The 24,977-nt window shown below is 67.1% G+C and carries 21 protein-coding genes and 2 pseudogenes; 11 read left to right on the top strand and 12 right to left on the bottom strand.

Going from position 1 to position 24,977, the window contains the following annotated elements; all coding sequences use genetic code 11:
- The first annotated feature begins 19 nt into the window (after nt 1–19).
- From CQ044_RS02385 to CQ044_RS02390, 3 genes and pseudogenes are all read left to right on the top strand, one after another.
- Entirely contained in the window at nt 20–958 is a 939-nt protein-coding gene (locus tag CQ044_RS02385; protein ID WP_105686603.1) for a hypothetical protein, read from the top strand.
- A gap of 280 nt (nt 959–1,238) precedes the next feature.
- Nucleotides 1,239–1,337 (top strand): annotated as a pseudogene (locus tag CQ044_RS19715) (DNA-processing protein DprA); the annotation flags it as partial.
- Between the two features lie 171 nt (nt 1,338–1,508).
- Nucleotides 1,509–5,174 (top strand): hypothetical protein, encoded by a 3,666-nt coding sequence (locus CQ044_RS02390; RefSeq protein WP_219844915.1) that lies wholly within the window; start codon nt 1,509–1,511, stop codon nt 5,172–5,174.
- A 991-nt stretch (nt 5,175–6,165) separates the two neighbouring features.
- On the opposite strand, the gene CQ044_RS02395 is transcribed toward CQ044_RS02390, so the two are convergent.
- From CQ044_RS02395 to CQ044_RS02410, 4 genes are all read right to left on the bottom strand, one after another.
- On the bottom strand, nt 6,166–7,038 hold the full coding sequence (locus CQ044_RS02395) for a hypothetical protein (RefSeq protein ID WP_105686606.1): 873 nt from the start codon (nt 7,036–7,038) through the stop codon (nt 6,166–6,168).
- Between the two features lie 126 nt (nt 7,039–7,164).
- Nucleotides 7,165–7,611 carry a hypothetical protein gene (locus CQ044_RS02400; protein ID WP_146116721.1) on the bottom strand — a complete coding sequence of 149 codons (447 nt, stop codon included), beginning with the start codon at nt 7,609–7,611 and terminating at the stop codon, nt 7,165–7,167.
- Complete coding sequence (locus CQ044_RS02405) at nt 7,608–8,780, bottom strand: hypothetical protein (protein ID WP_105686609.1); 1,173 nt, start codon at nt 8,778–8,780, stop codon at nt 7,608–7,610. Before CQ044_RS02405 ends, CQ044_RS02400 begins: the two co-directional genes overlap by 4 nt.
- Before the next feature lie 882 nt (nt 8,781–9,662).
- Nucleotides 9,663–9,983, bottom strand: coding sequence for a hypothetical protein (locus tag CQ044_RS02410; RefSeq protein WP_105686610.1), 321 nt, complete (start codon nt 9,981–9,983; stop codon nt 9,663–9,665).
- Between the two features lie 166 nt (nt 9,984–10,149).
- On the opposite strand from CQ044_RS02410, the gene CQ044_RS02415 reads away from it, so the two are divergent.
- The 4 genes and pseudogenes from CQ044_RS02415 to CQ044_RS02430 all read left to right on the top strand — a co-directional run bounded on the left by CQ044_RS02415 (nt 10,150) and on the right by CQ044_RS02430 (nt 12,790).
- Nucleotides 10,150–10,377: a helix-turn-helix domain-containing protein gene (locus CQ044_RS02415; RefSeq protein WP_105686611.1), complete on the top strand. Its 228-nt coding sequence runs from the start codon at nt 10,150–10,152 to the stop codon at nt 10,375–10,377.
- Between the two features lie 244 nt (nt 10,378–10,621).
- Nucleotides 10,622–10,825: pseudogene (locus CQ044_RS02420) on the top strand (MTH1187 family thiamine-binding protein); the annotation flags it as partial.
- Between the two features lie 9 nt (nt 10,826–10,834).
- Nucleotides 10,835–12,076, top strand: coding sequence for an MFS transporter (locus CQ044_RS02425; RefSeq protein WP_105686612.1), 1,242 nt, complete (start codon nt 10,835–10,837; stop codon nt 12,074–12,076).
- 60 nt (nt 12,077–12,136) lie between these two features.
- The gene (locus tag CQ044_RS02430; RefSeq protein ID WP_105686614.1) at nt 12,137–12,790 is read left to right on the top strand and encodes an NUDIX hydrolase; all 654 of its coding nucleotides are present in this window, start codon (nt 12,137–12,139) and stop codon (nt 12,788–12,790) included.
- Nucleotides 12,791–12,817: 27 nt separating this feature from the next.
- On the opposite strand, the gene CQ044_RS02435 is transcribed toward CQ044_RS02430, so the two are convergent.
- From CQ044_RS02435 to CQ044_RS02445, 3 genes are all read right to left on the bottom strand, one after another.
- Nucleotides 12,818–14,026: a homoserine O-acetyltransferase gene (locus tag CQ044_RS02435; protein WP_105686615.1), complete on the bottom strand. Its 1,209-nt coding sequence runs from the start codon at nt 14,024–14,026 to the stop codon at nt 12,818–12,820.
- A gap of 171 nt (nt 14,027–14,197) precedes the next feature.
- On the bottom strand, nt 14,198–15,178 hold the full coding sequence (locus CQ044_RS02440) for a hypothetical protein (protein ID WP_105686617.1): 981 nt from the start codon (nt 15,176–15,178) through the stop codon (nt 14,198–14,200).
- 314 nt (nt 15,179–15,492) lie between these two features.
- The gene (locus tag CQ044_RS02445) at nt 15,493–16,815 is read right to left on the bottom strand and encodes a bifunctional o-acetylhomoserine/o-acetylserine sulfhydrylase (protein WP_105686618.1); all 1,323 of its coding nucleotides are present in this window, start codon (nt 16,813–16,815) and stop codon (nt 15,493–15,495) included.
- A gap of 239 nt (nt 16,816–17,054) precedes the next feature.
- Between CQ044_RS02445 and CQ044_RS02450 the strand changes: the two genes are divergently transcribed.
- From CQ044_RS02450 to CQ044_RS02465, 4 genes are read left to right on the top strand one after another with little or no spacing between them, the layout of a single operon-like run.
- The gene (locus CQ044_RS02450) at nt 17,055–17,867 is read left to right on the top strand and encodes an SDR family oxidoreductase (RefSeq protein ID WP_105686619.1); all 813 of its coding nucleotides are present in this window, start codon (nt 17,055–17,057) and stop codon (nt 17,865–17,867) included.
- A gap of 2 nt (nt 17,868–17,869) precedes the next feature.
- Complete coding sequence (locus CQ044_RS02455) at nt 17,870–18,589, top strand: Type 1 glutamine amidotransferase-like domain-containing protein (RefSeq protein ID WP_105686621.1); 720 nt, start codon at nt 17,870–17,872, stop codon at nt 18,587–18,589.
- The gene (locus CQ044_RS02460; protein ID WP_105686623.1) at nt 18,589–19,278 is read left to right on the top strand and encodes a uracil-DNA glycosylase; all 690 of its coding nucleotides are present in this window, start codon (nt 18,589–18,591) and stop codon (nt 19,276–19,278) included. Before CQ044_RS02455 ends, CQ044_RS02460 begins: the two co-directional genes overlap by 1 nt.
- The gene (locus tag CQ044_RS02465; protein WP_105686624.1) at nt 19,275–19,835 is read left to right on the top strand and encodes a GNAT family N-acetyltransferase; all 561 of its coding nucleotides are present in this window, start codon (nt 19,275–19,277) and stop codon (nt 19,833–19,835) included. Before CQ044_RS02460 ends, CQ044_RS02465 begins: the two co-directional genes overlap by 4 nt.
- Nucleotides 19,836–19,838: 3 nt before the next feature.
- On the opposite strand, the gene CQ044_RS02470 is transcribed toward CQ044_RS02465, so the two are convergent.
- From CQ044_RS02470 to CQ044_RS02490, 5 genes are read right to left on the bottom strand one after another with little or no spacing between them, the layout of a single operon-like run.
- Nucleotides 19,839–20,633, bottom strand: a complete 795-nt coding sequence (locus CQ044_RS02470) for an ABC transporter ATP-binding protein (RefSeq protein ID WP_105686626.1) — start codon at nt 20,631–20,633, stop codon at nt 19,839–19,841.
- Nucleotides 20,630–21,418 (bottom strand): ABC transporter ATP-binding protein, encoded by a 789-nt coding sequence (locus tag CQ044_RS02475; protein WP_105686627.1) that lies wholly within the window; start codon nt 21,416–21,418, stop codon nt 20,630–20,632. Before CQ044_RS02475 ends, CQ044_RS02470 begins: the two co-directional genes overlap by 4 nt.
- Nucleotides 21,415–22,341 carry an ABC transporter permease gene (locus CQ044_RS02480; protein WP_105686629.1) on the bottom strand — a complete coding sequence of 309 codons (927 nt, stop codon included), beginning with the start codon at nt 22,339–22,341 and terminating at the stop codon, nt 21,415–21,417. Before CQ044_RS02480 ends, CQ044_RS02475 begins: the two co-directional genes overlap by 4 nt.
- Nucleotides 22,338–23,291, bottom strand: coding sequence for an ABC transporter permease (locus CQ044_RS02485; RefSeq protein WP_105686630.1), 954 nt, complete (start codon nt 23,289–23,291; stop codon nt 22,338–22,340). Before CQ044_RS02485 ends, CQ044_RS02480 begins: the two co-directional genes overlap by 4 nt.
- Before the next feature lie 10 nt (nt 23,292–23,301).
- Nucleotides 23,302–24,849 carry an ABC transporter substrate-binding protein gene (locus CQ044_RS02490; RefSeq protein WP_105686632.1) on the bottom strand — a complete coding sequence of 516 codons (1,548 nt, stop codon included), beginning with the start codon at nt 24,847–24,849 and terminating at the stop codon, nt 23,302–23,304.
- Between the last annotated feature and the right edge of the window lie 128 nt (nt 24,850–24,977).

The raw sequence follows: 24,977 nt of genomic DNA on the forward strand, positions 1-24,977 counted from the left end.
TCCGTGATTCTATGGTGCCGTGACTAGACAAGATGAGGCGCTGCGAGTCGCCGAGGAGATCCTGGCCGACATTGAGCTCAAGCGACTGAAGCCCTCTGAGATCGTTCTCAAGGCAAGTAGGGTCGCACGACTAACAGGGCACGATGAGTTGAGTGCTTTTCTCTCGTGCGAGCGCAATGGATACGCGGGTTCAGAGTCCGAATGGATCGCGCGAGCGGGGCGCCGTGTCACCGAAGACGACAGTAAGTTCTACCCACAGTCGATCGCAAAGGTCGAGGCGAGCCTCGAAGCTGCCCAAGAGGCTATCAAGGCCATGCAAGGGGGTGGAAACTACTCTGGGGACTATGTGACGATAGCGTCTCGCGAGCACGACGCGCGCATCGCATCGCAGGCGAAGGCGGTCGGAGTATGGTCTGGGATCGCCGGTCAGGTAGTCGCCACGATCTACGAAATGTTGGCTGAGACCTATCACGAGCTGTTGTTTAGCGAGCTGCAGGCGAGCTTGTTCGCAGACATCCAAGGCCGAGTCGATGGTTCTCTGGCCGAAGCGAGTGGGTCGGCGCTCCAGAAGATCGAGAGCGTCTCCGACCGTCTCCGTGACGGTGACCCGGAGTCTGTCAGTCAAGCTCTAACGACCTGTCGGCGGCTAATTGATTCTTGTGCTGACCACGTTTTTCCGGCGCAGGAGGAACCATACGCCATAGGCGCAGAGGCGACGTTGTCGGTCGGACAGCAGAACGTGCTGAATCGTCTGCAGGCATATACGCATCAATGCGGAATTCCTAAGGGGCGTCGAGACCGTCTTCGGCGGACCATCGCTGATCTGTACTCACGGTGTTCGGCGGGCACTCATGCTGACGTGACGGTCGATGAAGCTCGATTCGTGTTCTTGCACACCTACATTGCGATGGGAGAGGTATTGACGTTGACGCCCGTTCGAGCTGTTGGGGCGAACTAGAGAGCGTTACAGGTCGCGCCGGTTCGCGAGCTCGAGACAGCAAGATCAGGATGGCATGTGGCGTTTCGCCTCGACTCCGCAGGGACAACCCCGTACCCCGGAGCAGGACTCCGCTTCGACGAACACCGGCTCGACGCGTTCGCGACCATCACCCGCCGCGGGGCAACTCCAGGGACCTCGAGCACCGTTGACGCACCCGCGTCAACGCGAAAGACGCGGGCTGCATAACCTGCCTGCCTACAGGGCGACACGCAAACGATCGCAACTTGACGTTTGTGCGCGCAACAGACTCATTGCGGCCCTGGGCGACGCGACCATCGTCGTCGAAGCCGGCTGGCGCAGCGGCTCGCTGAACACCGCCGGGCAAACGGCGGGTGTGCTCCTGCGGTACTACGTGAGGTGGCAGCTCATGCATATGCGAACTTGGGACGAACCCACGGAAGCGCCACCGACCACACTGGTTCCGCCGTTGGGTGCCTCAACTCATAGGATCTGGATAGACAGCCGCCTGTCCCGGCGTTGTTCCAACCCTTTGCCATGGAGGATCGCGGTGTTCACTCGTCGTTCAGGACCGGAGATTCAGGTAGATGCAACGGCTCCCGAGCTCTCGAGCCTCGCTCCTGACTACGCATTTGAGCGCCATGGAACGTACTTCAGCATCCTCAAGAAGACGATCGATACGCAGCCCAAGGTAGCGAACATTGCGCTGGCGGGTACGTATGGGACGGGGAAGAGCAGCGTCCTCCGTCAAGTCGCGGAAGCCTACGAGGGTCGGGTGGTAGAACTCTCGCTTCTCACTCTCGGCGAGCACCCTGACGCTACGGGGTTGCCCGATGATTCCAATCCGGCAGCCGCAACGACGACGAACCGCATCCAAAAGGAGATCGTCAAGCAACTGCTCTACCAGCAGCGGCCAACACGCGCTCGGGAGTCGCGGTTCCGCCGCATCATGCGATTCCGCTGGTGGCCGGAGCTCGGAATCGCGGCGTGCGTGAGTGTGGCTGCCGTCGCGATCGCACTCGTGGCTGGTCTCGATGTAACTCTTCAGCCGTCGATCGCGGTGACTTTTGCTGATCGGCCGCAATGGGTGCGTCTGAGCTTCCTGCTATTGGCCGTTGCTTTGCTGGCAGGGTCCGTCACGCTTGCGATCCGAGCACTGGTGCGAGGGAGAGTGGGCGTAGAGAAGGTCACGGCAGGACCCGCAACGATTACACTTCCATCGCGCTCAACGAGCTTCTTTGACGAATACCTCGACGAAATCATCTACTTCTTCGAGGTCAACAAGAGACGTGACATCGTCGTTATCGAAGACTTGGATCGCTTCGACGACCCCCACATCTTTGAGGCTCTCCGCTCTCTCAATAGCCTACTGAACGCCGCGCAGCAGCTCGATGGACGGAACTTCAGGTTCATCTATGCCGTTCGCGATAGCGTCTTTGAGCGACTTGGGTGGGGCGCCACCACAGGCATCGATGACGAAGCGCACGCCGAGTTGGTCCGCGCCAATCGAACGAAGTTCTTCGAACTGGTCGTCCCCGTGGTGCCGTTCATCACTCACAAGAATGCACGGGATCTGATGGCGGACCTTCTTGAGCGAAGGCAACTCGTCGTCTCGAAAGACCTCATCGATCTTGCCGCGCGCCACGTCGCTGACATGCGTCTCATCCACAACATCATCAATGAGTACGCGGTTTTCAAGCATCGTCTGCTCGATGTCGCAACTCCGGTTCCGGAACTCGATCCAGACAGACTGTTTGCGATGATCTTGTTCAAGAACGCGCATATGGGCGATTTTGAGAAGATCCGCCTCGGGTCCAGCTCTCTCGATCGGTTGTGGGGCTACTGGCGCGTCTTTGTTCGGGCGAACATCGCGTCAATACGCGAGGAGAACCGTGTCTTGCGGGCGAGCATCAACGCCGAGACACGAGCGAAGGATCACGCCAGGACGGTTGGAAAGGCTGTGCGTACGCGGTTCACGGCCCTCTCCAACGCGCCGGGAACGACCCTGGCTGCTGCACACATCAGGTACGGCGGGAACCTAGTGACCGATGATCAGTTGCAGTCCCTTGAGTTCTGGCAAGAGTTCAAGGACCCGGGGCTTCAAGTTCAGGTGAGCGTCAATTATACGGTCCGCGACATGAGCTTTACGCGCTCCGTGTTGGAGGACCTATTGGGGCTGTCGCTTGCGGCAGACAAGTTCTCCTTTGAGGCTGAAGAAGCAAGCAGGCAGGTACTGGAGGAGAACGAAGAGAAGATCAGCATGCTACGACGGCACACTTGGGAGCGCCTTTGCGGCGAGCCCAACTTTCGACATGCGCTCGAACCTGGCGAGCAGGCGAAGAACTTCCAGAGCTGGACGAAGGATCTCATGCCGTCGCGGCTCGCCGCGGACTTGGTGATCAACGGCTACATCACGTCTTACTTCGCGCTTCACGTGTCATCCTTCTACGGCAAGTTGATCCGGCCGGATGCGATGACCTATGTCATGCGATACGTCGAGCACGGTCTCGTGGACATGGACTATCCGCTGGACTCCGAGGACGTCGAAGCGATTCTGAAGGACCAGGGCAGCACAGTACTCGGTGAGCGCAGCATGCTGAATGTTGGGATCTTCGATCACCTGCTCGCCGCGCGATTCAAAGACGCAGAAACCGCCTTCCGCTCAGCTCAGGGCGCAGGGGACGTGTCCGTTTCGGATTTTGTCGAGCGCTACTTCGAGGTTGGCGTCGAGAGGAAGTCTTTTGCGGCGTGTATGGCATCGGTCATGTCGGATACCCTCGCCATGCTCGCAAGCAACGCGACGCTTAGCCCCGATGAGAAGGCGGAATTCGTCGACGTCGCAATCAACAATCGAGGGCGGGGCGTCAGTTTCGTGGTCGTTCCCGAAGTTCGTTCACTCATTGAATCGCGATACTTCAGCATGCCGTCGCTCGGTGCAACGGCGGAGCAGACATCCGCGAGACACGTCGTTCAGTTCCTCGCGGCGGTCGGGGCAGTGCTACCGGACTTGCGCGGTGTCGGGCCACACGCTGTCGTTGCGCTTCGCGAGACCGATGCCTGGTCGATTACTCCCAAGAACCTCGAGGTTATTACGGGTTCAAATGACATCTCGCTCGATGCCGTCGCCCGATCAGGGAAGGCATCGCTCTCTCACATTGCGGCGAGGCCGAGCGACTATGCTTCCGCGTTGCGTGAATCGGCGACTCAAGCTTCTGTGGCGTCAGCCCCTCTCTTGGTGACATATCTTCGGGAGGCCGGTGGCGAGAGTTCCGACGCAATTGCGGAGATCATTACGCGTGCGGCTTCGGACTGCGTCGTCGATGACTTGCAGCGGGTTCCGGTGGAGACATGGCCGGCACTCGTTCGTACGCAGCACGCTTTGATGACGGCCAGCAATGCCATCAACTACCTCGATGAATACGACGAAGTCGACGATGACCTCGCGGCCGCGCTCGCGGGGGTAGCGGAGCTAGGTGAGATAGACGAGTTGGATGATGCGGCGAGGGCGCGGGTTGCGGTGGCCGTCATCAACTCTCCGTCTGACCTTTTGGAAGCTGAGCATCGCGTTCAGTTGGCCGAGTCATTGGAGCCCGGGACCTTGCCGACCTCCGCGATCGCGCCCCGCTCCGGTTCTCTTGTCGGCGAACTAATTAGGGCTGAGCTCATTGCGGACGATGAGGAAGCCTTCTCTGCTCGACTCATGGTCGATTGGCCAACACAGGCATCGACGATCGCTCTCTCGGACAACTTCAGCTCGTTCGTGGGCCCTGACTCACTGAGTGCGAGATATGTCTCCCGCCTACTACGCGACAACCAACTCAAGAAGCACCACTATCCAGTGGTCGAGGTTCTCTCGGCATATTCCGATCTCCCGCGCGATGCGTATGAGGCCTTTGCCGAGGGCGCAATGGCGGGGGAATGGAAGCTGAACTTCGGTGGGGTGCGGATGGCCCTGGAAGGCGGCGTAGGAAAGAGAACGACCTTGGAACTCACGGCCAGGTTTATCGATCGTCTGACGGGAGATGAGCTCAGGAGGGTATTGCGAATGCTCAACAGTCCATGGGAGAAGATCGCCGATCCCGGGTTTGGGCTCAAGGAGGTTGCGGATACCCCTTCCGCGCGAGTCATCCTGGACAAACTCAAGACGGAAGGTGTGGTTTCCAAGTACGCTCCGCACAGAACTGGCAGGTTGAGAGTGAGTCTCCGCCAAAGGTAGGCCAAGGTCAGTCTGGGGCGGGGCTGAGTCCTGATGCCCCTGTCGTGTTTCGTTCGCGTGGCAATTTTCTGACTCAGGTGCGAACGCATCGACCAGCTGCGCGCACGGCGCAGAGGCACCCAGAAAGTAGCAGCGACCCGGGACCATCGACCAACTCTTGAGCAAAGACAGAGCATGTTCGTGTGTGAGTGCAAAAGCTCCAGAGGGAATCGCCGACCCTGAGGCTCAGCTTTCGGCGGGGCCGCCCTGAATATCGATGTTCTTTGGAGACAATCGGTTTGTGACCAGGTGGAGAAGCCCCTACTCGGCCCCGCGAGCCGCTACCGACATGGAGCGCTTTCAGGAGGGAGGTCCGAAAGGAGGATCGAGAGACCCTGTTGGTGCAGGCGGCGGCTGTATCGGCCCTCATTGCGCGGGACGAACTTCCCGAGGAGAGTACCAAGCTCGGATTGACGCCGTGGAACATTGCTGATGTCGCGCGAACTTCCTTGGCGTGGGGAGGACTCGCGCGGCCGCGGGCGGATGGACGCACGCTGATGCGCCTCTGCAACATGAGCGTCAACCTCGCGGACGAAGGCCAGGCGGGACCGCTCTGCTTAATGCCGCGGCGTCGGTCCGCGACAACGTGATGACGTTGAACGACGCGTTTGGCGGCCTCGACGGTCGTGTTAATCCGCTGCTCGATGAAACTTGGGAGTCAATTGATTTCTTCCATCGTGTCGAAAGTCTCGCTGAAACATTGCACTCCGACCAGAGGGAGGAAGCCGATGCAGGATCAGTTGAGGTCTAGCGAGTGGCCAGCGAAGTGTCCCTCCATCGCCAAGCTGTGGATCTAGGGGAGTAGTGAGGCGGCCGCAACAACGCAGATCCTGGATTTCCGCACGGTATTCGGCAGGAGTGCGTCGCGCCTGCGGCTCAACCAGAGCGTCGACGGTGATTACCTAACCGCAGCGGCGGACTCTTCGTTGGGCGCTCGGTCAGGCCCACGCGCTCACTCGGCCATTCGGACTTGCGATACGTCGTTCTTGGAGCCCGGATCGATGGTCGTGAATCCGCCTATTGGAGTCACGTTCCCCATCGCGGCCAAGTTCTCCAGGTGATTGCGCGTGAAGATCTCGGTGTAGATCATTCGGTCCTGCAGTGATTGCGTGCTGCCGTTCAGAGTGAAACCGGCCCATGCCTGGATCTCAGGTGCGATCGCAACCCCGCGCAGGTCCGCCTGCACCTCTCGTGGAGCGATCGGTCGGCTGCAGGTGAATCGTCCGACGATAAGTTCGCCCTCGATCTGGCGATACGGCGTTACGGTCTCGTCGAACTGGATCTTCACGCCGGGTGGCACGGCAATGCGGATGCGATGGGCGTCGATGCGCCCGAGCCCGACGTGGAGGGAGCGATGCCGGTCAGTGCGTGCGAGCTCGTGGATCCAGTAGGTCAGGTTGCTCTCGGGTCCGTAGGGCGACTGGTAGGGCTGTGACTTTTCGAGTGCCTCGACGACATGCGTCGGCAGCATCGACAAGCGATTCGACTGCTGCTTGAACTCACGAGGGGTCGTGCAGATTGGAAACTGGATTCGCTCAGCCTGCGGCGGCGGATTCCGTCCAGAAAGTGTCGCGGCCAGGGCGTACAGGCCGTTGTCAAGCGCAGCCCGGAGGGCGGCCAGCCACTCGGAGAAGATCAGGGCCATCTCGACCGGAGCGGGCTCCCGCATGACGGCCAGGACCTCCAGCGTGCATGGATTGACGTTTCGAACGTCGATGTCCCACGGATGTCCATCGACATACGTGCCCCAGGCCGCCGCGAACTCGCCCCGCTTAGCGGCTGCACGTTCGTGTCTGGTGAACGCCATGTCGTAGAGCTCCTGCATGTCGTCACCGCCGAAGCGGGAGTGCCGTGAACATCATTCGGTTGGCTCCTTGAATCGTTGGGTCTTTCAGAAGCCTGACATACAGGTCCGACACTGGTCCTTTGTATCCCGGCAGGGAAATCGTGATCACTCCTCCCAAACACCCGCCGTCTCGGTGAGGAACTCCTCCCTCGTGCACGACTCGACGCCGAGCTCCGCGGCCTTGGCGCGTACCGCGTTGTCATTCGAGACGATCACCCAGGTCGGGCCCCACAGGGCAGTGGCTGCTTCTTCCATGCCGTCGAGTGCGCAGGCGATGAGCATCGGGTCGGCGGCGCCCTTGTTCGCGTAGAGGTTCACGAGCGTGGTGTCATCGACCGACACGGTAGCCATCACGGTGCCGAGGTGCTTGAGGACATTCGCGGTGGTCGGGTACTCGACGTCTTTGAACGATGCGGCATCGGGGTACCCGTCCGCCTCGTGGATGATCTCCGATGGGAGTGCGCAGCGATCGTGGAAGAACGCGCTCGCGCGCTGGGCACGGGTGAGGTGCGAGAGGGCGTTGTTGTCGAGGAGGTACAACTCTTCATTCATCGCAGCGCCGCCTTCAGCTCGCCGAGGTCGGCGGGGGAGAGGCGGTTGAGGCAGACAACTCGGCAGAACTCCCGCTCGGAGAGTCGGTGTTCCTCGACGGCGCGGAGCATCCGCGCGGTGAGCGCTCGCCCGCTGTACTTCCGGATCGCGTTGACGGGCTTCGGTTGACTTCGGGGCCCAGGCTTCGGGCGGCCCCGGAACTCGGTCTCGAGTTCACCGAGGTACTCGACGGCACCCTCGACGCTGAGCTTGCCGAGCCGCTTCGCGCGCACGGCCATAGCGCTCGGGGTGACCTTGAAGGCATCCGCCGCAGCCTTCACCGCGTCGAGGCTGTCGAGGTCGAGGTCCTGGAGCTCGTGGCCGGGCATGAGGATCTCGCCGACGATGTCGTACTCGCCGCCGGCGTCTGGCGCGTCGCTGTTCGCGTCATACGTCACGGGTGCGAAGATCCCGCGCGCGACGAGCACGGTCATCAGCATCAGGGTGAAGATCTGCCGCCCTGGTGGTTCCTGGAAGTCGCCGTGGTCGCCGCCGGTGAGGAAGATGTATGGCACCTTCGGGTCCCGGACCGTCATACCGCTGAAGTGCACGCCGTCGAGGATCTGCGGCATGTAGCCGCGCACGCTCCGAGAGACGAGCACCTGGTTCGCCTCGAGGCGTTCGATGAGCATCTCGAGGGCGATGTCCTTCGTCCTCGCTCGACGGATCGCGTCGAGATCGAGCCCGAGGGCCGCGACGAGCTTCTCGGCATCCGCGCGCACGGTCGCACCTGGCCGGCGCAGGAGCCCGACGATCTTGTTCTTGACGAGCGACGGGTCGTGCTTCTTCGCGAGCGATTGCTTCCGGAGGAGGTCCTTGATGATCAGCTCCACGTCGCGGAGCTTGATCGTGGTCCTCGTGTTGACGGTGAACGTGTCCGGGGCTACGCCCTGCAGCAGCTTCTCCGTCTTCGCGCGAACCTGTGCCTGGACGAGCGAGAGCGGGGCGAAGAACAGCGGGTGCGGCACTTCTGCCTTCCGGGCGAGGTCCACGAGCTCGGTGTAGTGGATCTCGCCCCGCTCGAGGGCGTGGTGGTACGGCGCCCGGCCGTTCACGACGGAGTTTTCGAGTAGCTCCTCGAAGACGGCTCGATCGATCGGGGCACGTTCTCCGTTGATCAGCACGTCCACCAGCGCCCTGCTTTCGCCCCCGCTCGCCCCTCCGGCGATTCGTTCCGACCGACCGCATCCTCGCAGCCTGTGGCTCGGACGCTACATGGTTCGGTCGAACGAGAGGTCGATCCACGCCGGAACTCGCTCGTCCCCATCCGTCACAGAGCCGTGCATTGGCTTCTTCTCGCCTGTCGGTGGTGGCGCGCGGCGGCTAATCTGGTCCGTCCGAGCTCCACCCGGGCCCTCCAACTCGTGCAGTACGGACGGCTGACGCCCACGCCGCGGCGTCAACGAGCCGCCGCTGTGCGTGAAGGTCTCCGACGTCCAGTTCGGATGAGTGAGGGTCGTCGATTCGGATACTGGCGCGTGCTTCCCGGCGCGCGTCAATCTCATCCAGTCTGCTGCCGTAGGGTTCCGTGATCGGCATCCCGAGGTAGTGATCATTGTGTGCGTCGGCGACCGTGGTGTTCCAGAGCCGGTTCCGCTCTTCCCTGCGACGCTCCTCGACGCTCATCGGCCAGGATTCGATTCGGTCGAGGTCATCGAGTAGCTCCGCATCAGCGGCGAAACGCGTCGGTGTGTCTGGCTGCTGCGCCAGTGCTTCGCCGTATCTGAGTTCCCACACGGCGCCGGGATGCTGGAGGATTCGGGTTGGCGCGGTCCATGGCGTGCGGCGCGGCGCATGCATTCCTGGTCTTGCTCGGGCTCCCGGCGTGATCCACTCCCGCAGGCCTCGATATCCGATCGGCGCGGTCGGCGGCCAGACCCACTCAAGTGCATCGTCGTCGGCTGCGTCGGGGTTTACACACGTCCATCCTTGAGAAAGGAGGGTTGACGGGACGTTGCTGCTGAGCTGCCGATACGCGTTGAGCAGCGCCCGAATCTCATCGTCCGCGGTAGTCACGGGCGATCACCGGTGGGCGGAGCGGCCGAAGTGTCCGAAGAGCTTCTCCTGAAAACTCGTGAGTCGTGGAACAGGGAAGAGATGAGCGCGCGCTGGTCAGCGGTAAGCGGAGGAAAGTCGGCAATCGTCTTCGTGACCGAATTGTGAATCGCGATGGCCTGGGCATAGGGGAGATGCTTCAGGTGCCCGGGTACAGGCGGACGCTCAGGGAGGCGCACGGCGGCTTCGACGATCGCAGTGCGGATGGCGGCGGACTTTGAGGTCGTGTCGGCAGTCAGCAGAGCCAATGCCGCCTCCGACTCGTCGTCTAGGAGCACGACGACCTGCTTCCTTGCACGTCGTCGTTGCGTCCTCGGGCCTCCATCGACCATGACTGTCGCCTCGCTCTCTCAAGAGAGTCACAGCGATCTTAGTCGCGATACAAGGTTCAATGGAAGCGATAAGTACCTGGAAGCGATGACTCCCGGTGAACACGCTTGAGAGGTGGCACTTCCCCTCAAGTCTGTTCTCGGCGCGCGCGTGCGAGAACTTCGGCTCGCGGAGGGGCTGACGCAAGAGGGGCTGGCAGAGAAGCTCGGCGTCACTCCACGGTACCTGGCCGGGATCGAGCGGGGAGAGCGGAACCTCACTCTCGACTCCATTGATGCACTGGCCCACCAGCTCGGCGTTTCCGCCTTGAGTCTCTTTGCTGTGCGCTCCGAACAGCGCTGAATCGGCACGAACCAATTTGTGCAGGCGGAGGTCGAGCTCGTCGGCGTCAAACAGGGCCTTGCAGGTGGCTGGTTGCTTGAGGTCGGGCGCGAAAGTGCTCCCCTCGAGGCCATTTTCATCCGGGCTTAACCATCCCCCCTCGATGTGATCTCACATCGATCGCCTAAGATATGGTCACTCCAAAAACCCCGGAATTCCGCGGATCGAGGATGAAAAAATGAGCCGAAAAGCACCCATTTCCCCTACCCCCTTTATGTCGACCGAGATCGAAGGCCCGGACTGGGACACGGTCATGGACGTCGTCAAGCGCGCCACCGAGGCGGTCATGCCGTTCGGATCCCGCGTGTCCCTCGTTCTCAAGGCCGACATCCGCCCCGGCTACACGGGCGAGATCGATGGCAAGATCGAGCGCCTCGAGCGCGCGATCGAGGACTCCGGCAGCCTCTAAGCTGGACGGATGAAACCCTCGAGCCTCTCGAGGGGTGCGGCGAAGCGGGCGCTCCTCTCCCTCGCCATCGGCAGCTTCGGCATCGGCATGACCGAGTTCGTCGCCATGGGCCTGCTCCCGAACATCGCGCAGGACCTGCTGCCGGAGCTCTGGGCGCAGAACCCCGACGAGGCGATCGGCCGCGCCGGCATCCTGGTGTCGCTCTACGCCCTGGGCGTGGTGCTCGGCGCACCCACCATCGCGGGCCTCGTCGCTCGCTTCCCGCGCCACAGGGTGATGATCGGCCTCGCGATCGCGCTCACCCTCGGCAACGGTCTCGCCGTGGTGCTGCCAACCTTCGAGACGGTCGGGCTCGCGCGCTTCATCGCGGGGCTTCCGCACGGCGCCTACTTCGGGATCGGTGCGCTCGTCGCCTCCGACGTGCTCGGCCCCGGCAAGCGCGCCAAGGGCGTGGCGTTCATCCTGACCGGTCTCACGATCGCGAACGTGGTCGGCGTGCCGGCGGGAACCTATCTCGGGCAGCACGTCGGCTGGCGCAGCGCCTTCCTCGTCGTGACGATCGTGTTCGCGATCGCCACGGTGTGCATCGCGTTCTTCGTGCCCGAGCACGAGGGGGATCCCGGCCGCACCTTCCGCGCGGAACTGCGCGTGTTCCGCCGCCCCCAGGTGTGGTTCGCTCTCGGCACCGGGGCCATCGGCTTCGGGGGATTCTTCGCCGTCTACAGCTACATCGCGCCGGTCGTCACGGAACGGGCCGGAGCGCCGCAGTGGATGGTGCCGGTCACGCTCGTCGTGTTCGGCGTCGGCATGACGGTGGGCAACCTGCTCGGCGGGTACTTCGGCGACCGCAATCTCCGACTCACGCTGCTCGTGGGGCTCGGCGCGATGTCCGTGGTGCTCGTGCTGCTCGCGATCCTGTCGTTCTCGATCTGGCTGCTCGTACCGCTCTCGTTCGTCATGGCGCTGCTCTCCTCGATCCTGAGCCCGGCGATCCAGACCCGGCTCATGGAGGTCGCAGGCGACAACCAGTCGATCGCCGCGGCGCTGAACCACTCCGCGCTGAACATCGGCAACAGTCTCGGCGCCTTCCTCGGCGGACTCGTGATCGCATGGGGCTGGGGCTTCGCCGCGCCGTCCTGGGTCGGGGCAGGGCTCGCCGTCGTCGGACTCGGTGTCGCCATCACCTCCTACGCCGTGCAGCGCCGCTTCCACACGGAGACCGGATCCGTGCGGGTGCGCGACCTGGTCTGAGCCGATCCGGATCGCAGGGCGGCTGCGACGCACGCACCCCGTGCGACCTAGCATGGGCGGATGAGCTCCGCCGAAGACGAGGACCTGCCCGTCGCGGGCACCGCGGTGATCCTGCGCGACGGGGCGCACGGGGTCGAGGCGCTGCTGATGCGTCGTCCGGACCGCGGCTCGTTCGCGGGCGCCTGGGTGTTCCCCGGGGGGATGCTCGAACCAGGGGACCGCGTCGCGGGCGCGGAGGAGAGCGCGGACGCCGGACGGGCGGCGTTGCGCGAGACCGCCGAGGAGGTGGGGCTCGCCCTGGAAAGGCTCGTGCTGCTCTCGTGCTGGGTGCCGCCCGCCGGGATCCCGAAGCGCGTGCGGACCTGGTTCTTCCTCGCGGAGGATCCCGCCACAGGGGCGGTCGCGGCAGAGGATGAGGCGGTGGACGTGCGCTGGTTCGCGCCGGACGCGGCCCTGGCCGCGAACGACGCCGGCGAGATCTCGCTCATGCCGCCGACCTGGCGGACGCTGCACGGTCTGCGGGGCGCCGCCACGGTGCAGGAGGCGTTCGCCCTCGCGCGCGAGCCGGATCCTGCCGTCTTCCGGACGCGGATGGAGCCCTCCGAGAACGGCAGGATCTTCTACTGGGACGGCGATGAGCTCGCCGGGGGAGCACCGGGCGCGCGCGATCGGCTCGTCGCGGAGAAGCCGGTGTGGCGGTACGAGCGGGTCTGAGCCCGGGAGGCGCGGCAGCGTCCCCGCTCAGGACGCGAGTAGGCGTCCCAGGTGCGTGCCGACGTCGTCGGTCTCGATGAGGAAGCCGTCGTGGCCGAAGTCGCTCGCGAGTACGACGGCCTCGTTCCCGTCCAGCGTGTGCGGGATGCCCCGGGCGATGCGGTGCTGGCCGTCGACCGGGAACAGCCGGTCGGTGTCGATGCCGAGCACGAGGGTCGTCGCCGTCACCCGCTTGAGCGCGTCCTCGACCCCGCCGCGGTCCCGCCCGATGTCGTGCGAGTTCATCGCCTCCACGAGCGTCAGGTAGCTGTTCGCGTCGAACCGCCGGGTGAACTTGTTGCCGTGGAAGTCGAGGTAGCTCTCGACCGCGTAGCGTCCGCCCTGACCCAGCGGCGACACATCGGACTGCCAGGAGCGCTGGAATCGCTGGTTCAGCTCGATCGGGCTGCGGTAGTTCAGCAGGGCCATGCGGCGGGCCAGGGCGAGGCCGCGGTGCGGGCCCTCGCCAACGGGCGCGTCGTAGTACTCGCCGCCCGCGAAGCGCGGATCCATCCGCACCGTCTCGAGCTGCACGAAGTTGAGGGCGAGCTGGTCGGCGGTCGTGATCGGGGGAGAGGACAGGATCGCCAGCCGCTCGACGCGCTCAGGATGGCCCACGGCCCACTCCAGGGCGTGCATGCCGCCCATGGATCCGCCGATCACGGCGCACCAGCGCGCGATGCCGAGGGCGTCCGCCAGCAGCACCTGCGCGGCGACCTGGTCGCGGATCGTGAGGTAGGGGAAGCGCGAGGCCCACTCGTAGCCGTCCGGCGCGATGCTCGCGGGTCCCGTGGATCCCTGGCATCCGCCCAGCATGTTCGGGGCGATCACGAACCACTCGTCGGTGTCGATCGCGCAGCCGGGGCCGACGATCTCGCCCCACCATCCGCTCGTCGCGTGTCCGCGGCCGGCCTCGCCGATCACGTGGCTGTCGCCGGTGAGCGCGTGCAGGATCAGGATCGCGTTGTCGCGCGCCTCGTTCAGCTCGCCCCAGGACTCGTACGCGAGCCGGATCAGCGGCAGCTCGGCCCCGCCCTCGGTGCGGAACGGTCCGAAGGCCTCGAACCGGCGGTCGCCCGCGGGATCGCCGTCGCGCCAGGCGCCGGTGGACGGCGGGCGGGCGCGCAGCAGGCGGGCGTCCGCCTCCGACACGCGTGCCGAGGGCACCGTGTCCTCCGAGGTCGTCTGCCAGTCCATGGATCCATTCTCCCGGGTGCCGGGCGGTGTGCGCGGAAGGTTACGGTCCCGCGGGTGTCGGGACGTGTTGCGGTGGTTGTTGCGTTGGCGCCCCCTCGCAGTATCCGCGCCCCCTCGCAGGTACGTCCCGCCGCGGGGGCGTGGACGCTCAGAGGGGGCGCCGACGTCTCGTCAGGCGGGCGGGCGGACGCCGAAGGCCTGCAGACGGGCCGCGAGCGCGTCGGGAGTGCGGACGTGGCGGTCCTCCCAGCGGGCGAAGCGCCATCCTGTGACGCCCCGGACGTCGTCTTCTCGACGCTTCTCCGCGAGCACCGTATCCTCGGTGCTGCGCGTGCGGCGGACCTCCGGATCCACGTACTTGCCCCGGCCGTCGAACTCGCCGAAGACCCGGTTGCGCGGGAATCCGAAGTCGATCCAGTACTCGTCGCCCTCGGATCCGACCACGTGGGGCTGAAGCTCGACGCCGGTGAACCCGATGCGGTGGAGCTGCAGTCGGCTGACGCTCTCTCCCGGCAGCTGAGCGCGGCCGTCCGCGAAGTCCATGATCTCGCGCGCCCGGCGGATCCCGCGGGTGCGGACGGCGGCGCGCAGGGACATCCGTCGATGCCAGTCCGTCGCACGGTCGGGATCCTGGCGATGCCGCTCGACCGCGACGCGTCTGAGCGCGGCGTCCGCGGCCGACAGCGCCGTTTCCGGCGACGTCGTGCAGGCGAGGTCGAGCACGGTGCGCTCGAGGGAGGTGCACCGGATTCCGTCGATGTCGACGATGTCCGCGTCGTCGAGCCCGACGCCGTGCTGCAGAACGCCGGCGCGGGTGCGCCCGTGCCGCGCGCCGAGGATGACGGTGTGCACCGTGTTCGGCGAGAGACGGTACAGCGGGAGGCCGAGGAGGACGGCCGCGGACGGTCCCCAGAAGACCGGTCCCGGGGGATCCGCGTTGAGATGGGCCGCGACCACGGCGACGAGGTGACGCCCCTCGCCCCAGAGACCCTCGTGCGCGTCGGCTTCCACGTAGCGGTCGCGCCGGACCCGGATCAGCCGACGTTCGGCGACCAGAGTCCGGATCTCCCGCGGGGTGGATCCGGAGTCGAGAAGCTCCTCGCGCGTCTTCAGCAGATCGCGCGCCTGTGCGAGTCCGATGGTCGTCTTCATCCGCGTAGCCTGACGGCCCGCGCATGCCGGCGGTGCGCTGCCCCCGTGATCGGTGCGAAGTCCGCACGGACGCCGGCCTGTGCGGACCGACCGCCCCGTGCGACCCAGTGCCGCCGACGCCCCCTCGCAGCGTCCGCGCCCCCTCGCCTGTTCGCAGTTCAGAGGGGGCGTGGACGCTCAGAGGGGGCGTCGGCGAAAGCGCGCGCAGCACACAGTGTGCGCACACGAAAGCGCGCACGCAGCACACAGTGCGCACACGAAAGCGGGGGTGTCCCGGATCCGAGGACCCGGGACACCCCCGCTCAGGGACGTGGTCAGGCGCGGGCGGCCTCGGAGACCTTGCGCGCGGCGATGAGGGCCTGGTCGAGGTCGGCCTTCAGGTCCTCGATGTTCTCGAGGCCCACCGAGAGGCGCACGAGTCCAGGGGTGACGCCCGCCGTGAGCTGCTGCTCCGGGGTGAGCTGGGCGTGCGTGGTGGAGGCGGGGTGGATGACGAGCGAGCGCACGTCGCCGATGTTGGCGAGGTGGCTGAACAGGGAAAGGCTGTTCACGAACTCGCGGCCGGCGTCCACGCCGCCCTTCAGCTCGAACGACAGCACCGCGCCGACGCCCTTGGGGGCGTAGGTGTTCGCGGCCGCGTACCAGGGCGAGGTGGGCAGACCGGAGTAGTTCACGCTGGCGACGTCGTCGCGGCCGTCCAGCCACTCGGCGATCTCCTGCGCGTTCTGCACGTGGCGCTCGATGCGCAGCGACAGCGTCTCGATGCCCTGGATGAGGTTCCAGGCACTCTGCGGGGCGATCGCCGATCCGAGGTCGCGCAGCAGCTGCACGCGCGCCTTGATGATGTAGGCGAGGCCATCGCCGACCGCGGCGGTGTAGCTGGCGCCGTGGTAGGAGGGGTCCGGCTCGGTGAGTCCGGGGAACTTCTCCACGTTCTGCGACCAGGCGAAGGATCCGCCGTCGATGATCGCGCCGCCGATCGTGGTGCCGTGGCCGCCGAGGAACTTGGTGACGGAGTGCACGACGATGTCCGCGCCGTGCTCGAACGGACGGATCAGGTACGGGGTCGCGATCGTGTTGTCCACGATGAGCGGCACGCCCGCCTCGTGCGCGGCGTCGGCGACGCCCTTGATGTCGAGGACGTTGATCTGCGGGTTGCCGATGGTCTCCGCGAAGAACAGCTTCGTGTTCGGGCGGACCGCGCGGCGCCACTCCTCGATGTCGTCCTGGTTCTCGACGAACGTGACGTCGATGCCGAGCTTGGCGAGCGTGTACTTGAAGAGGTTGTAGGTGCCGCCGTAGATCGAGGAGCTCGAGACGAAGTGGTCCCCGGCCTGGGCGATGTTGAGGATCGCGAACGTCGACGCGGCCTGCCCGGAGGCGAGCACGAGGGCGCCGGTGCCGCCCTCGAGCGCGGCGAGGCGCTGCTCAAGCACGTCCTGCGTCGGGTTCTGGATCCGGGTGTAGATGTTGCCGAACTCGGCCAGGGCGAACAGGTTCGCCGCGTGGTCCGCGTTGTCGAACACGTACGACGTGGTCTGGTAGATCGGGGTCGCGCGGGCCTTCGTGACGGGGTCCGGCGCGGCGCCGGAGTGGATCTGCTTGGTCTCGAAGCGCCAGTTCTCCGCAGCGGTCATGATGTCTCCTTCATGGATGCGCGACACCGGAACCGCGTCGCAGGGCAGGTGCGCCGTGGTTCCTCGACGGGTGCGAGGACCGGTGGCGTTGCATCGAGAGTACGAACAGGCGGGCGCTGTCAACAAGGCGCGAGAAATGTGACGTAACACGCGCCGGCCGCGGAATCCCGCGGATCGAGCGAGGCGATCCAGCGCGATCGGTCGTCGAAGGGCGCTCGCGGATCCCGTAGCGTGGTCGCATGGCGAACAGCGTGACGAACGACGGTCCCCACAACAGCAGACGCGCGGTCGTGACCGGCGCGAGCACCGGGATCGGCGAGGCGACGGTACGAGTGCTGCGTGCGAGCGGCTGGGACGTCGTGGGGGTCGCGCGCCGCGAGGACCGTCTGCAGGCGCTCGCCGCGGAGACCGGATCCACCGCGTACGCGGCAGACCTCACGGATGCGGAGCAGATCGCTGGTCTCGCGGAGCACCTCGCAGAGACCGGTCCGCTGCACGCGGTCGTCCACGTCGCCGGGGGAGCCCGCGGCACGGAACGGGTCGAGGACGGATCCGCGGAGAAGTGGCGATGGATGTTCGAGGCGAACGTGCTCGCCGTGCAGCAGCTCACGGCGGCGCTGCTGCCGCAGCTGCGCGCCGCGGCGGGGGACGGGGGCCACGCCGACCTGCTGTTCCTCACCTCGACCGCCGCACGTCAGGCCTACCCCGGCGGATCCGGCTACAACGCGGCGAAGGCTGCGGAGTCGATGATCCCGCAGGTGCTGCGCCAGGAGCTCAACGGGGAGCCGATCCGGGTGACCGAGATCGCGCCGGGCCTCGTGCACACCGAGGAGTTCACGCTGCGCCGGCTCGGCGGGGACGAGGTCGCCGCCGAGGCGGTCTACGCGGGCGTCGAGGCGCCGCTGGTCGCGGAGGACGTCGCCGACGTGATCGCCTACGCCCTCAACGCGCCCGGGCACGTGAACCTCGACCTCGTCGTGATCCGCCCCGTGGCGCAGGCCGCCGCGCACCTGCTCGCACGAGGGACGCTGCGCCCGCGAGGAGAGGACTGACCGTGGGAGTGCACCTGGTCGGCGGCGGGTTCGGCCGCGCCGCGTACGCGCCGTTCACGGCGGAGGCGACGGCGCTCGCCGCGGCGGCGGGACGCGAGCGGCCGTCCGTCGTGGTGGTGACCGTGCGCGAGGACGCATCGACGAAGCATGCGGGCGACCTCCTGGACGCGCTCACCGCCGACGGGGCGACGCCCATCGACGCCACGCTCGTGACCGTGGGGCTGAGCGACGTCGTGGATGCCGGTGTGTTCGACGGCGTCGACGCGATCGTCATAGGCGGGGGCCTGACCCCCGCCTACCACTCCGCGCTCGAGGCCGGATACGACGTGATCCGTACCGCGGTGCAGGGCGGGACCCCGTACCTCGGCTTCTCGGCCGGCGCCATGATCGCCGCCGAGCGTGCGATCCTCGGCGGCTGGCGGATCGGAGAGGTCGCGATCGCCCCCGAGGAGACCGCGGAGGATCTCGACGAGATCACGGTCGTCTCCGGGATCGGCCTGGTCGACGTCGCGATCGACGTGCACGTCGCGCAGTGGGGCACGCTCAGCCGCCTGATCGCCGCGACCGAGGCGGGCGCGATCGACGGCGGTCTCGGGATCGACGAGAGCACGGTGCTCATCGCGGACGCCGAGGGCCTGCGGATCGCCGGCGAAGGCAGCGTCTGGCGCGTGTTCGCCGGATCCGAGGGCGTGACCGTCTCGAGCGACAGGGCGGCGCTCTGATGCCGAAGTCGCTGGCCGAACTCGCGGCGGAGGGCCGGCTCGACGAGGGCTGGGCCGAGGCGCTCGCCCCCGTCGCCCCGCTCGTGGCGGAGCTCGGCGACCGGCTCCGCGCCGAGACGGCTGCAGGACGGGGCTATCTGCCCGCCGGGGAGAACGTGCTGCGCGCCTTCTCCCGCCCGCTCGCAGACGTCAAGGTGCTCATCGTCGGGCAGGATCCCTATCCCACCCCCGGGCATCCGATCGGGCTGTCCTTCGCGGTGGACCGGTCCGTGCGCCCGCTGCCGCGCAGCCTCGGCAACATCTACCGGGAGCTCGAGACGGACCTCGGCATCGCGCCCGCGCCGCACGGCGACCTCTCGGCGTGGAGCGACCAGGGCGTCATGCTGCTGAACAGGGTGCTCACCGTGCGACCCGGCACGCCCGCCTCGCATCGCGGGTGGGGCTGGGAGAAGGTCACAGAGCTCGCGATCCGCGCTCTCGTCGCGCGGGACGTCCCGCTCGTCGCGCTTCTGTGGGGCCGCGACGCCGAAGGCCTTCGGCCCATGCTCGGCGAGACCCCGATCGTCGCCTCGGCGCATCCGTCGCCGCTCTCGGCGAGCCGCGGATTCTTCGGATCCCGGCCGTTCTCCCGCGTCAACGCGCTGCTCGAGGAGCAGGGCGCCGCCCCCGTCGACTGGAGGATCGCATGAGCGACGCCCCGACTGTTCCGCAGACGCCCGCCGCGGCGGAGGCGCCGCAGCGGGCGCCCGGTGCGGGGATCCGCACGGCGCGGACGGAGGACCTCGCCGCGGTCCGCGACATCTACAACCACTACGTCCGCACGAGCACCGTCACCTTCGACGAGGAGGAGACGGAGCTCCCGGTCTGGGAGCACAAGCACGAGCTGCTCGCAGCGACCGGCCTGCCCTTCCTGGTCGCGGAGGACGCGGCCGGCGTCGTGCTCGGCTTCGCGTATGCGCAGCACTGGCGTGCGAAGTCGGCCTATCGGTTCAGTGCGGAGAACACGATCTACCTGAGCCCCGACGCCGCAGGGCGCGGACTAGGGAAGGCCCTTCTGGAGGCGCTGCTGGACGCGTCGGCGAAGGCAGATCTGCACGAGCTCATCGCGGTCATCGAGCCGACGGCGGCTGCGGCGTCGATCGCGCTGCACCACCGGTACGGCTTCGTGGACGCCGGGCATCTGAAGGGCGTCGGCGTGAAGTTCGGCCGCACCCTGGATGTGCTGTTCCTGCAGAAGTCGCTGTAGGGCTCAGCGCCCCGGGATGACCGGGATCGCCGCGAGCAACCGCTTCGTGTAGTCGTGCTCCGGATGGTGGAGCACCCGCGCGGTCGGACCGTGCTCGACGATGCGTCCGTCCTTCATCACGGCCACGTCCTCGCAGAGGTTCTGCACCACGCCGATGTCGTGCGAGACGAGCACGAGGGTCATGCCGTCGCGGCTGAGCGCCCGCAGCAGGTCGAGGATCTGCGCACGCACGGTGACGTCCAGGGCCGACAGCGGCTCGTCGCCGATGAGGATCCTGGGACGGTGCGCGATCGCCCTGGCCAGAGCCACCCGCTGGCGCTGGCCGCCGGAGAACTCGTGCGGGTAGCGCGACGCCGCCTCGGGGTCGAGGCCGACCTGGGCGAGCACTTCGGCGACCCTGGCGCGGTGATCGCCGTCGATGTCCAGCGCGCGCAGCGGCTCCGACACGATCCGGCCGACGGACTGCCGCGGGTCCAGCGAGGCGTACGGATCCTGGAAGACGAGGCCCGTCTCGCGGCGCAGCCAGTGCAGCGCCCTGGCCGAGGCCGTCGCGTCCACCGGGCGTCCGTCGACCTGGACGGTCCCCGAGGTCGGGCGGTCGAGCCCCAACAGGAGCCGGATCAGCGTGGACTTGCCGGATCCGGATTCGCCGATGATGCCGAGCGCGCGGCCGGCCGTCACGTCGAGGTCCGCATCGTCGAGCGCGACGGTGCGGGCGCGCCGGGCGAACGGCTCCTTCCGAGCCGCGAGGTACTCCCGGCGCAGCCCGCGGGCGCGGATCAGCGGGTTCTCGGTCATCCCTCGTCCTCCCCGCGCCACAGGGTCGCGGTCGCGTCGCGCAGCAGGCCCTGCGTGATCGGCGACGTCGGCGCGGTCAGCAGCGTCACGAGCGGCCCCGACTCGACCACGCGGCCGTCCGCGAGCACCACGGCGTGCGTGGCGACCTGCGCGAGCACCGCGAGGTCGTGCGTGATGAACACGAGCGACATCCCGTCCGACTCCACGAGCGAGAGCAGCAGCGAGAGCACGCCCGCCTGGATCGTGACGTCGAGGGCCGTGGTGGGTTCGTCCGCGATGAGCAGGCGGGGGCGCGCCGCGAGGGCGATCGCGATCGCGGCGCGCTGGCGCTGACCGCCGCTGAGCTGATGCGGGTAGCGGTCCACGATGCGCTCGGGGTCCGGCAGCGCGACGCGGGCCGCCTCGGCGACGGCGCGGACCCTGGCGGCACGGCGATCGATGCGCTCGTGGATCCGGATGGTCTCCGCGATCTGGCGGCCGATCGTGCGGATCGGGTTGAGCGCCGTCCGCGGCTCCTGGAAGACCATGCCGATCTCGTCGCCGCGGATCTCGGCGAGCTCGCGGTCGGGCAGGTCGAGGATCTCGCGGCCGTTCCAGCGCACGCTTCCCGAGGCGGAGGCGCCGTCGGGCAGCAGTCCCATGAGTGCGAGCGCCGTGAGCGACTTGCCGGATCCGGACTCGCCGATGAGGCCGACGCGCGCGCCATCCGGCACGGCGAAGGAGACGCCGTCGACGACCCTGCGGCCGTCGATCTCGATGACGAGGTCGGTCACCTCGAGCGTCATGCGGTCACCTCCGGAAGGCGCGGCTGGCCGGCGCGAGCCCGACCGGCCGGACGCCGGCCGGTGCGCAGCGTGGGATCCGTCGCGTCGCGTAGCGCGTCGCCGAGCAGGTTGAACGCGAGCACCGTGATCGTGATCGCGAGCCCGGGCCACACCACGGTGAGCGGGTGGATCTGGATGTAGCGCTGCAGATCGGCCAGCAGGATGCCCCAGGACGGATCGACGACGGACGCGCCGAAGCCGAGGTACGACAGGCCGGCCTCGGCCAGGACGGCTGTGGCCATGGCCCAGCTCAGCTGAACGATGAACACCGGGGCGATGTTGGGCAGCAGGTGCTGCACGAGGTTCTGCAGGGGGCTGAGCCCGGACGCCTTCCCCGCGATGACGAAGTCGCTGTGCTGCACGCGGCGCAGCTCGGGACGGGTGACCCTGGCGACGTTCACGCCGAAGCCGATGCCCACCGCCCACACCACGACCCAGAGGGATCCGCCCTGCACCGTGGAGATCAGCATGGCGATGATGAGCACGGGGAAGGCGATCAGGACGTCGACGAGCACCGCCACGGTCTCGCGCACCCAGCGTGCGGTGAGGGCGCCGAGCGCGCCGAGCGCGAGCCCGATCAGCGTGGCGACCACGCCCGCGCCGACCGCCACGAGCACGGTGGTGCGGGATCCGGCCATGATCAGGCTCAGGATGTCCCGGCCGGTGAGGTCGGTGCCGAGCAGATGCGGCCACCCCGGGGGCAGCCAGCGCGATGCCACGTCGGTGGCGCGGGGGTCGAACGGCGTCCAGAACAGCGACACCAGGGCGGTGGCGAGGATCGCGGTCACCACGACGAGCCCGAACACCCCGGGGGCGGAGGAGAGGAGGCGTCGCAGCACGCTCGATCGGCCCTGGGAGCTCAGGGAGAGTTGATTCCGGCTCATTCGTCGGCCTCCCGCTGCCGGGGGTCGAGAGCGCGGTGCACGAGGTCGACGACGAAGCCGATGATGAGCACCATGCCCGTGAGCACGAGCAGCTCGCCCTGCACCTTCACGAGGTCGCGCGTGCCGACGTCGGCGACGAGCATGCGCCCGATCCCTGGCAGCGTGAACAGCTGCTCGACGACCACGGATCCGACGATGATCCCGGCGACCTGGATGCCGAGCACCGTGATGATCGAGAGGCCGACGGCGGGGAGGCCGTGCTGGATCAGGGCGCGGTCGCGGGTGAGGCCCTTCGCCGCAGCGGTGCGCACGAAGTCCTGCGACGCCGCCTGGAGGGTCGCGCTGCGCACGAAGCGCAGCAGCAGCGCCCCCTCGATCGTGCCGATCGTGAGCGCGGGGAGGATCAGCGACTGCAGCGCGGCGCCCGGATCCGCCCAGCCTCCGCGGGGGAAGCCCTGCGCCGGCAGCCATCCCAGCCACACCGCGAACACGACGACGAGCATCATGCCCGCCCACACGACGGGGACGGCGGCGATCGCCTGCGCCGCGGTGTTCAGCGCCGTGCCGGCGGCCCGCCCTCGCAGCATGGCGGATCCGATGCCGAGCGGCACGGCGATCACGAGGGCGACGAGCAGTGACAGCGTCGCGAGCGGCACGGTCACCTGGGCCTTCTGCGCGAGCTCGGCGGCGACCGAGGCGCCGTTCAGCTGCGACGTGCCGAGGTCCCCGTGCAGCACACCGCCGATCCAGCCCAGGTACTGCAGGACGAGCGGCTGATCCAGCCCCAGGGCCTTGCGGATCGCGTCGACCTGCGCCGGCGTCGCCTTGTCGCCCGCGAGCAGCTGCGCCACGTCTCCGGGGAAGACCCGCAGGGCGAGAAAGATCAGGACGCTCGCGACGAGGAGCCCCGCGATGAGCAGGGCTCCTCGGGTGAGCGCATAGCGGAGCACAGAGCCGAGGCTACTTCGAGACGGTCACGCCGCGCAGGTCGAGCCGCGAGTTGATCGAGTCCTTAGGGAAGCCGTTCACGCCGGGGCGCACCGCGGTCAGCGTCTGATCCTCGTACAGCCAGTCCGCGGCGGCGTCCTTGGCGACGATCTCGGCGGCCTGGGAGAGCAGATCGGCCGACTTCTTCGCGTCCAGCTCGGTCTGCGACTGGGCGTAGAGCTTCTGCACCTCGGGGTTGTTGTAGCCGAAGTAGTAGTCCGGGTTGGCGAAGTTGCCGAAGTCGCGCGGCTCGACGTGCAGCACGAAGCTGAGGTCGTAGTCGTGCTTGGTGAAGACGGTGTCCAACCAGGCGGGGAACTCGACCGAGTCCACCTTGAGGGTCACGCCCACCTTCTTGAAGTCGCTCGTGAGCAGCTGCGGCACCGTGGTGCCGTAGAACGAGGGGATCGTGAGCGTGAGGGAGAGATTCTCCTGGCCGGCCTCCTTGAGCAGCGCCTTGGCCTTCTCCGGGTCGTACGGCGCCGTGCTCGACAGGTCCTTGTAGCCGGGGTCGAGCTGGGGGATCGGGCCGTACAGCGTGGTGCCGACGCCCCGGGCCTCGATGATCGCCTTGTGGTCGATCGCCAGCCGCAGCGCCTCGCGGACGCGCTGGTCGTTCAGGGGTGCCTTGGCGTTGTTGAACGCGAGAGTGCCCTTGTCGGTGGTCTTGCCCTTCGTGACGGCGAACTTTCCATCGAGCTGCGGGGCGAGATTCGCGTCGACCGCGGTGAGCACATCGAGAGTGCCGCTCTGGGCGGCGTTCACTCCGGCGGTGAAGTCGGGGATGTAGTCGAACACGATGCTCTTCACACCCGCCTTCGTGCCCCAGTACTCGTCGTTGCGGGCGAAGGAGAGCGAGTCGCCCTTCTTCCACTGCGTGAGGGTGAACGGGCCTGTGCCGTTCTCGGCGGCCTGCAGATCCGTCGTGTCGCCCTTCTGGAACACGAGCCCCGCCGTGCCGGTGAGGCTGAACAGGAAGTTCTGGCTGGGCTGGCTCAGCGTGATCACGACGGTCTTGTCGTCCTTGGCCGTGATCGAGGCGACGCCGGCGAGATCGGCGTGCCCCTGCACGGTCTTGTCGTCCTTGGCGGTCTGCAGCGAGGCGACGACGTCGGCGGAGGTGAGCTTCGCGCCGCTGTGGAACGTGATGCCGTCGTTGAGCACGAAGGTGTAGGTCAGCCCGTCGGACGAGATCTCGTGGCTCTTCGCGAGCCGGTCGATGATCTTGTTGTCCTGGGTGCGGCTCACCAGGCCCTCGTAGATGTTGTCGACGAGCACCTGCTCGAGCGCGGCGCCACTCGTGTGCCGGATGTCGAGGCTCGACGGCTCGAGCACGAGCCCCACGGTGAGGGCGGCGTTCGCGTCGACGGCGCCGGCGGTGCCGCTTCCTGACGGAGCGGGGGATCCGGTGCAGGCGGACAGCATCAGGGCGGCGGCCGTCAGTCCTGTGACCAGGGCGATGGCGGCGCGGCGCGGCGCGCGGGGCCGGCGCGAGGCGAGGGCGGCGCGGGTGCGGTGCATGCGGGGGATCCTCTCGGGAGGTGCTGCGGGTGCGGTGCGGTGCGAATGGTGCTGTGCTGCGGGTCGTGCTGTGCGGTCGAGCCTAGGACGGCGTCTCATCGCGAGGCGGGGGTGGTGAGACGCGGCGT

Origin of the sequence: Microbacterium sp. MYb64 (genome assembly GCF_002979495.1) — a bacterium.
In the GTDB taxonomy this organism is placed as follows: Bacteria; Actinomycetota; Actinomycetes; order Actinomycetales; family Microbacteriaceae; genus Microbacterium; species Microbacterium azadirachtae_A.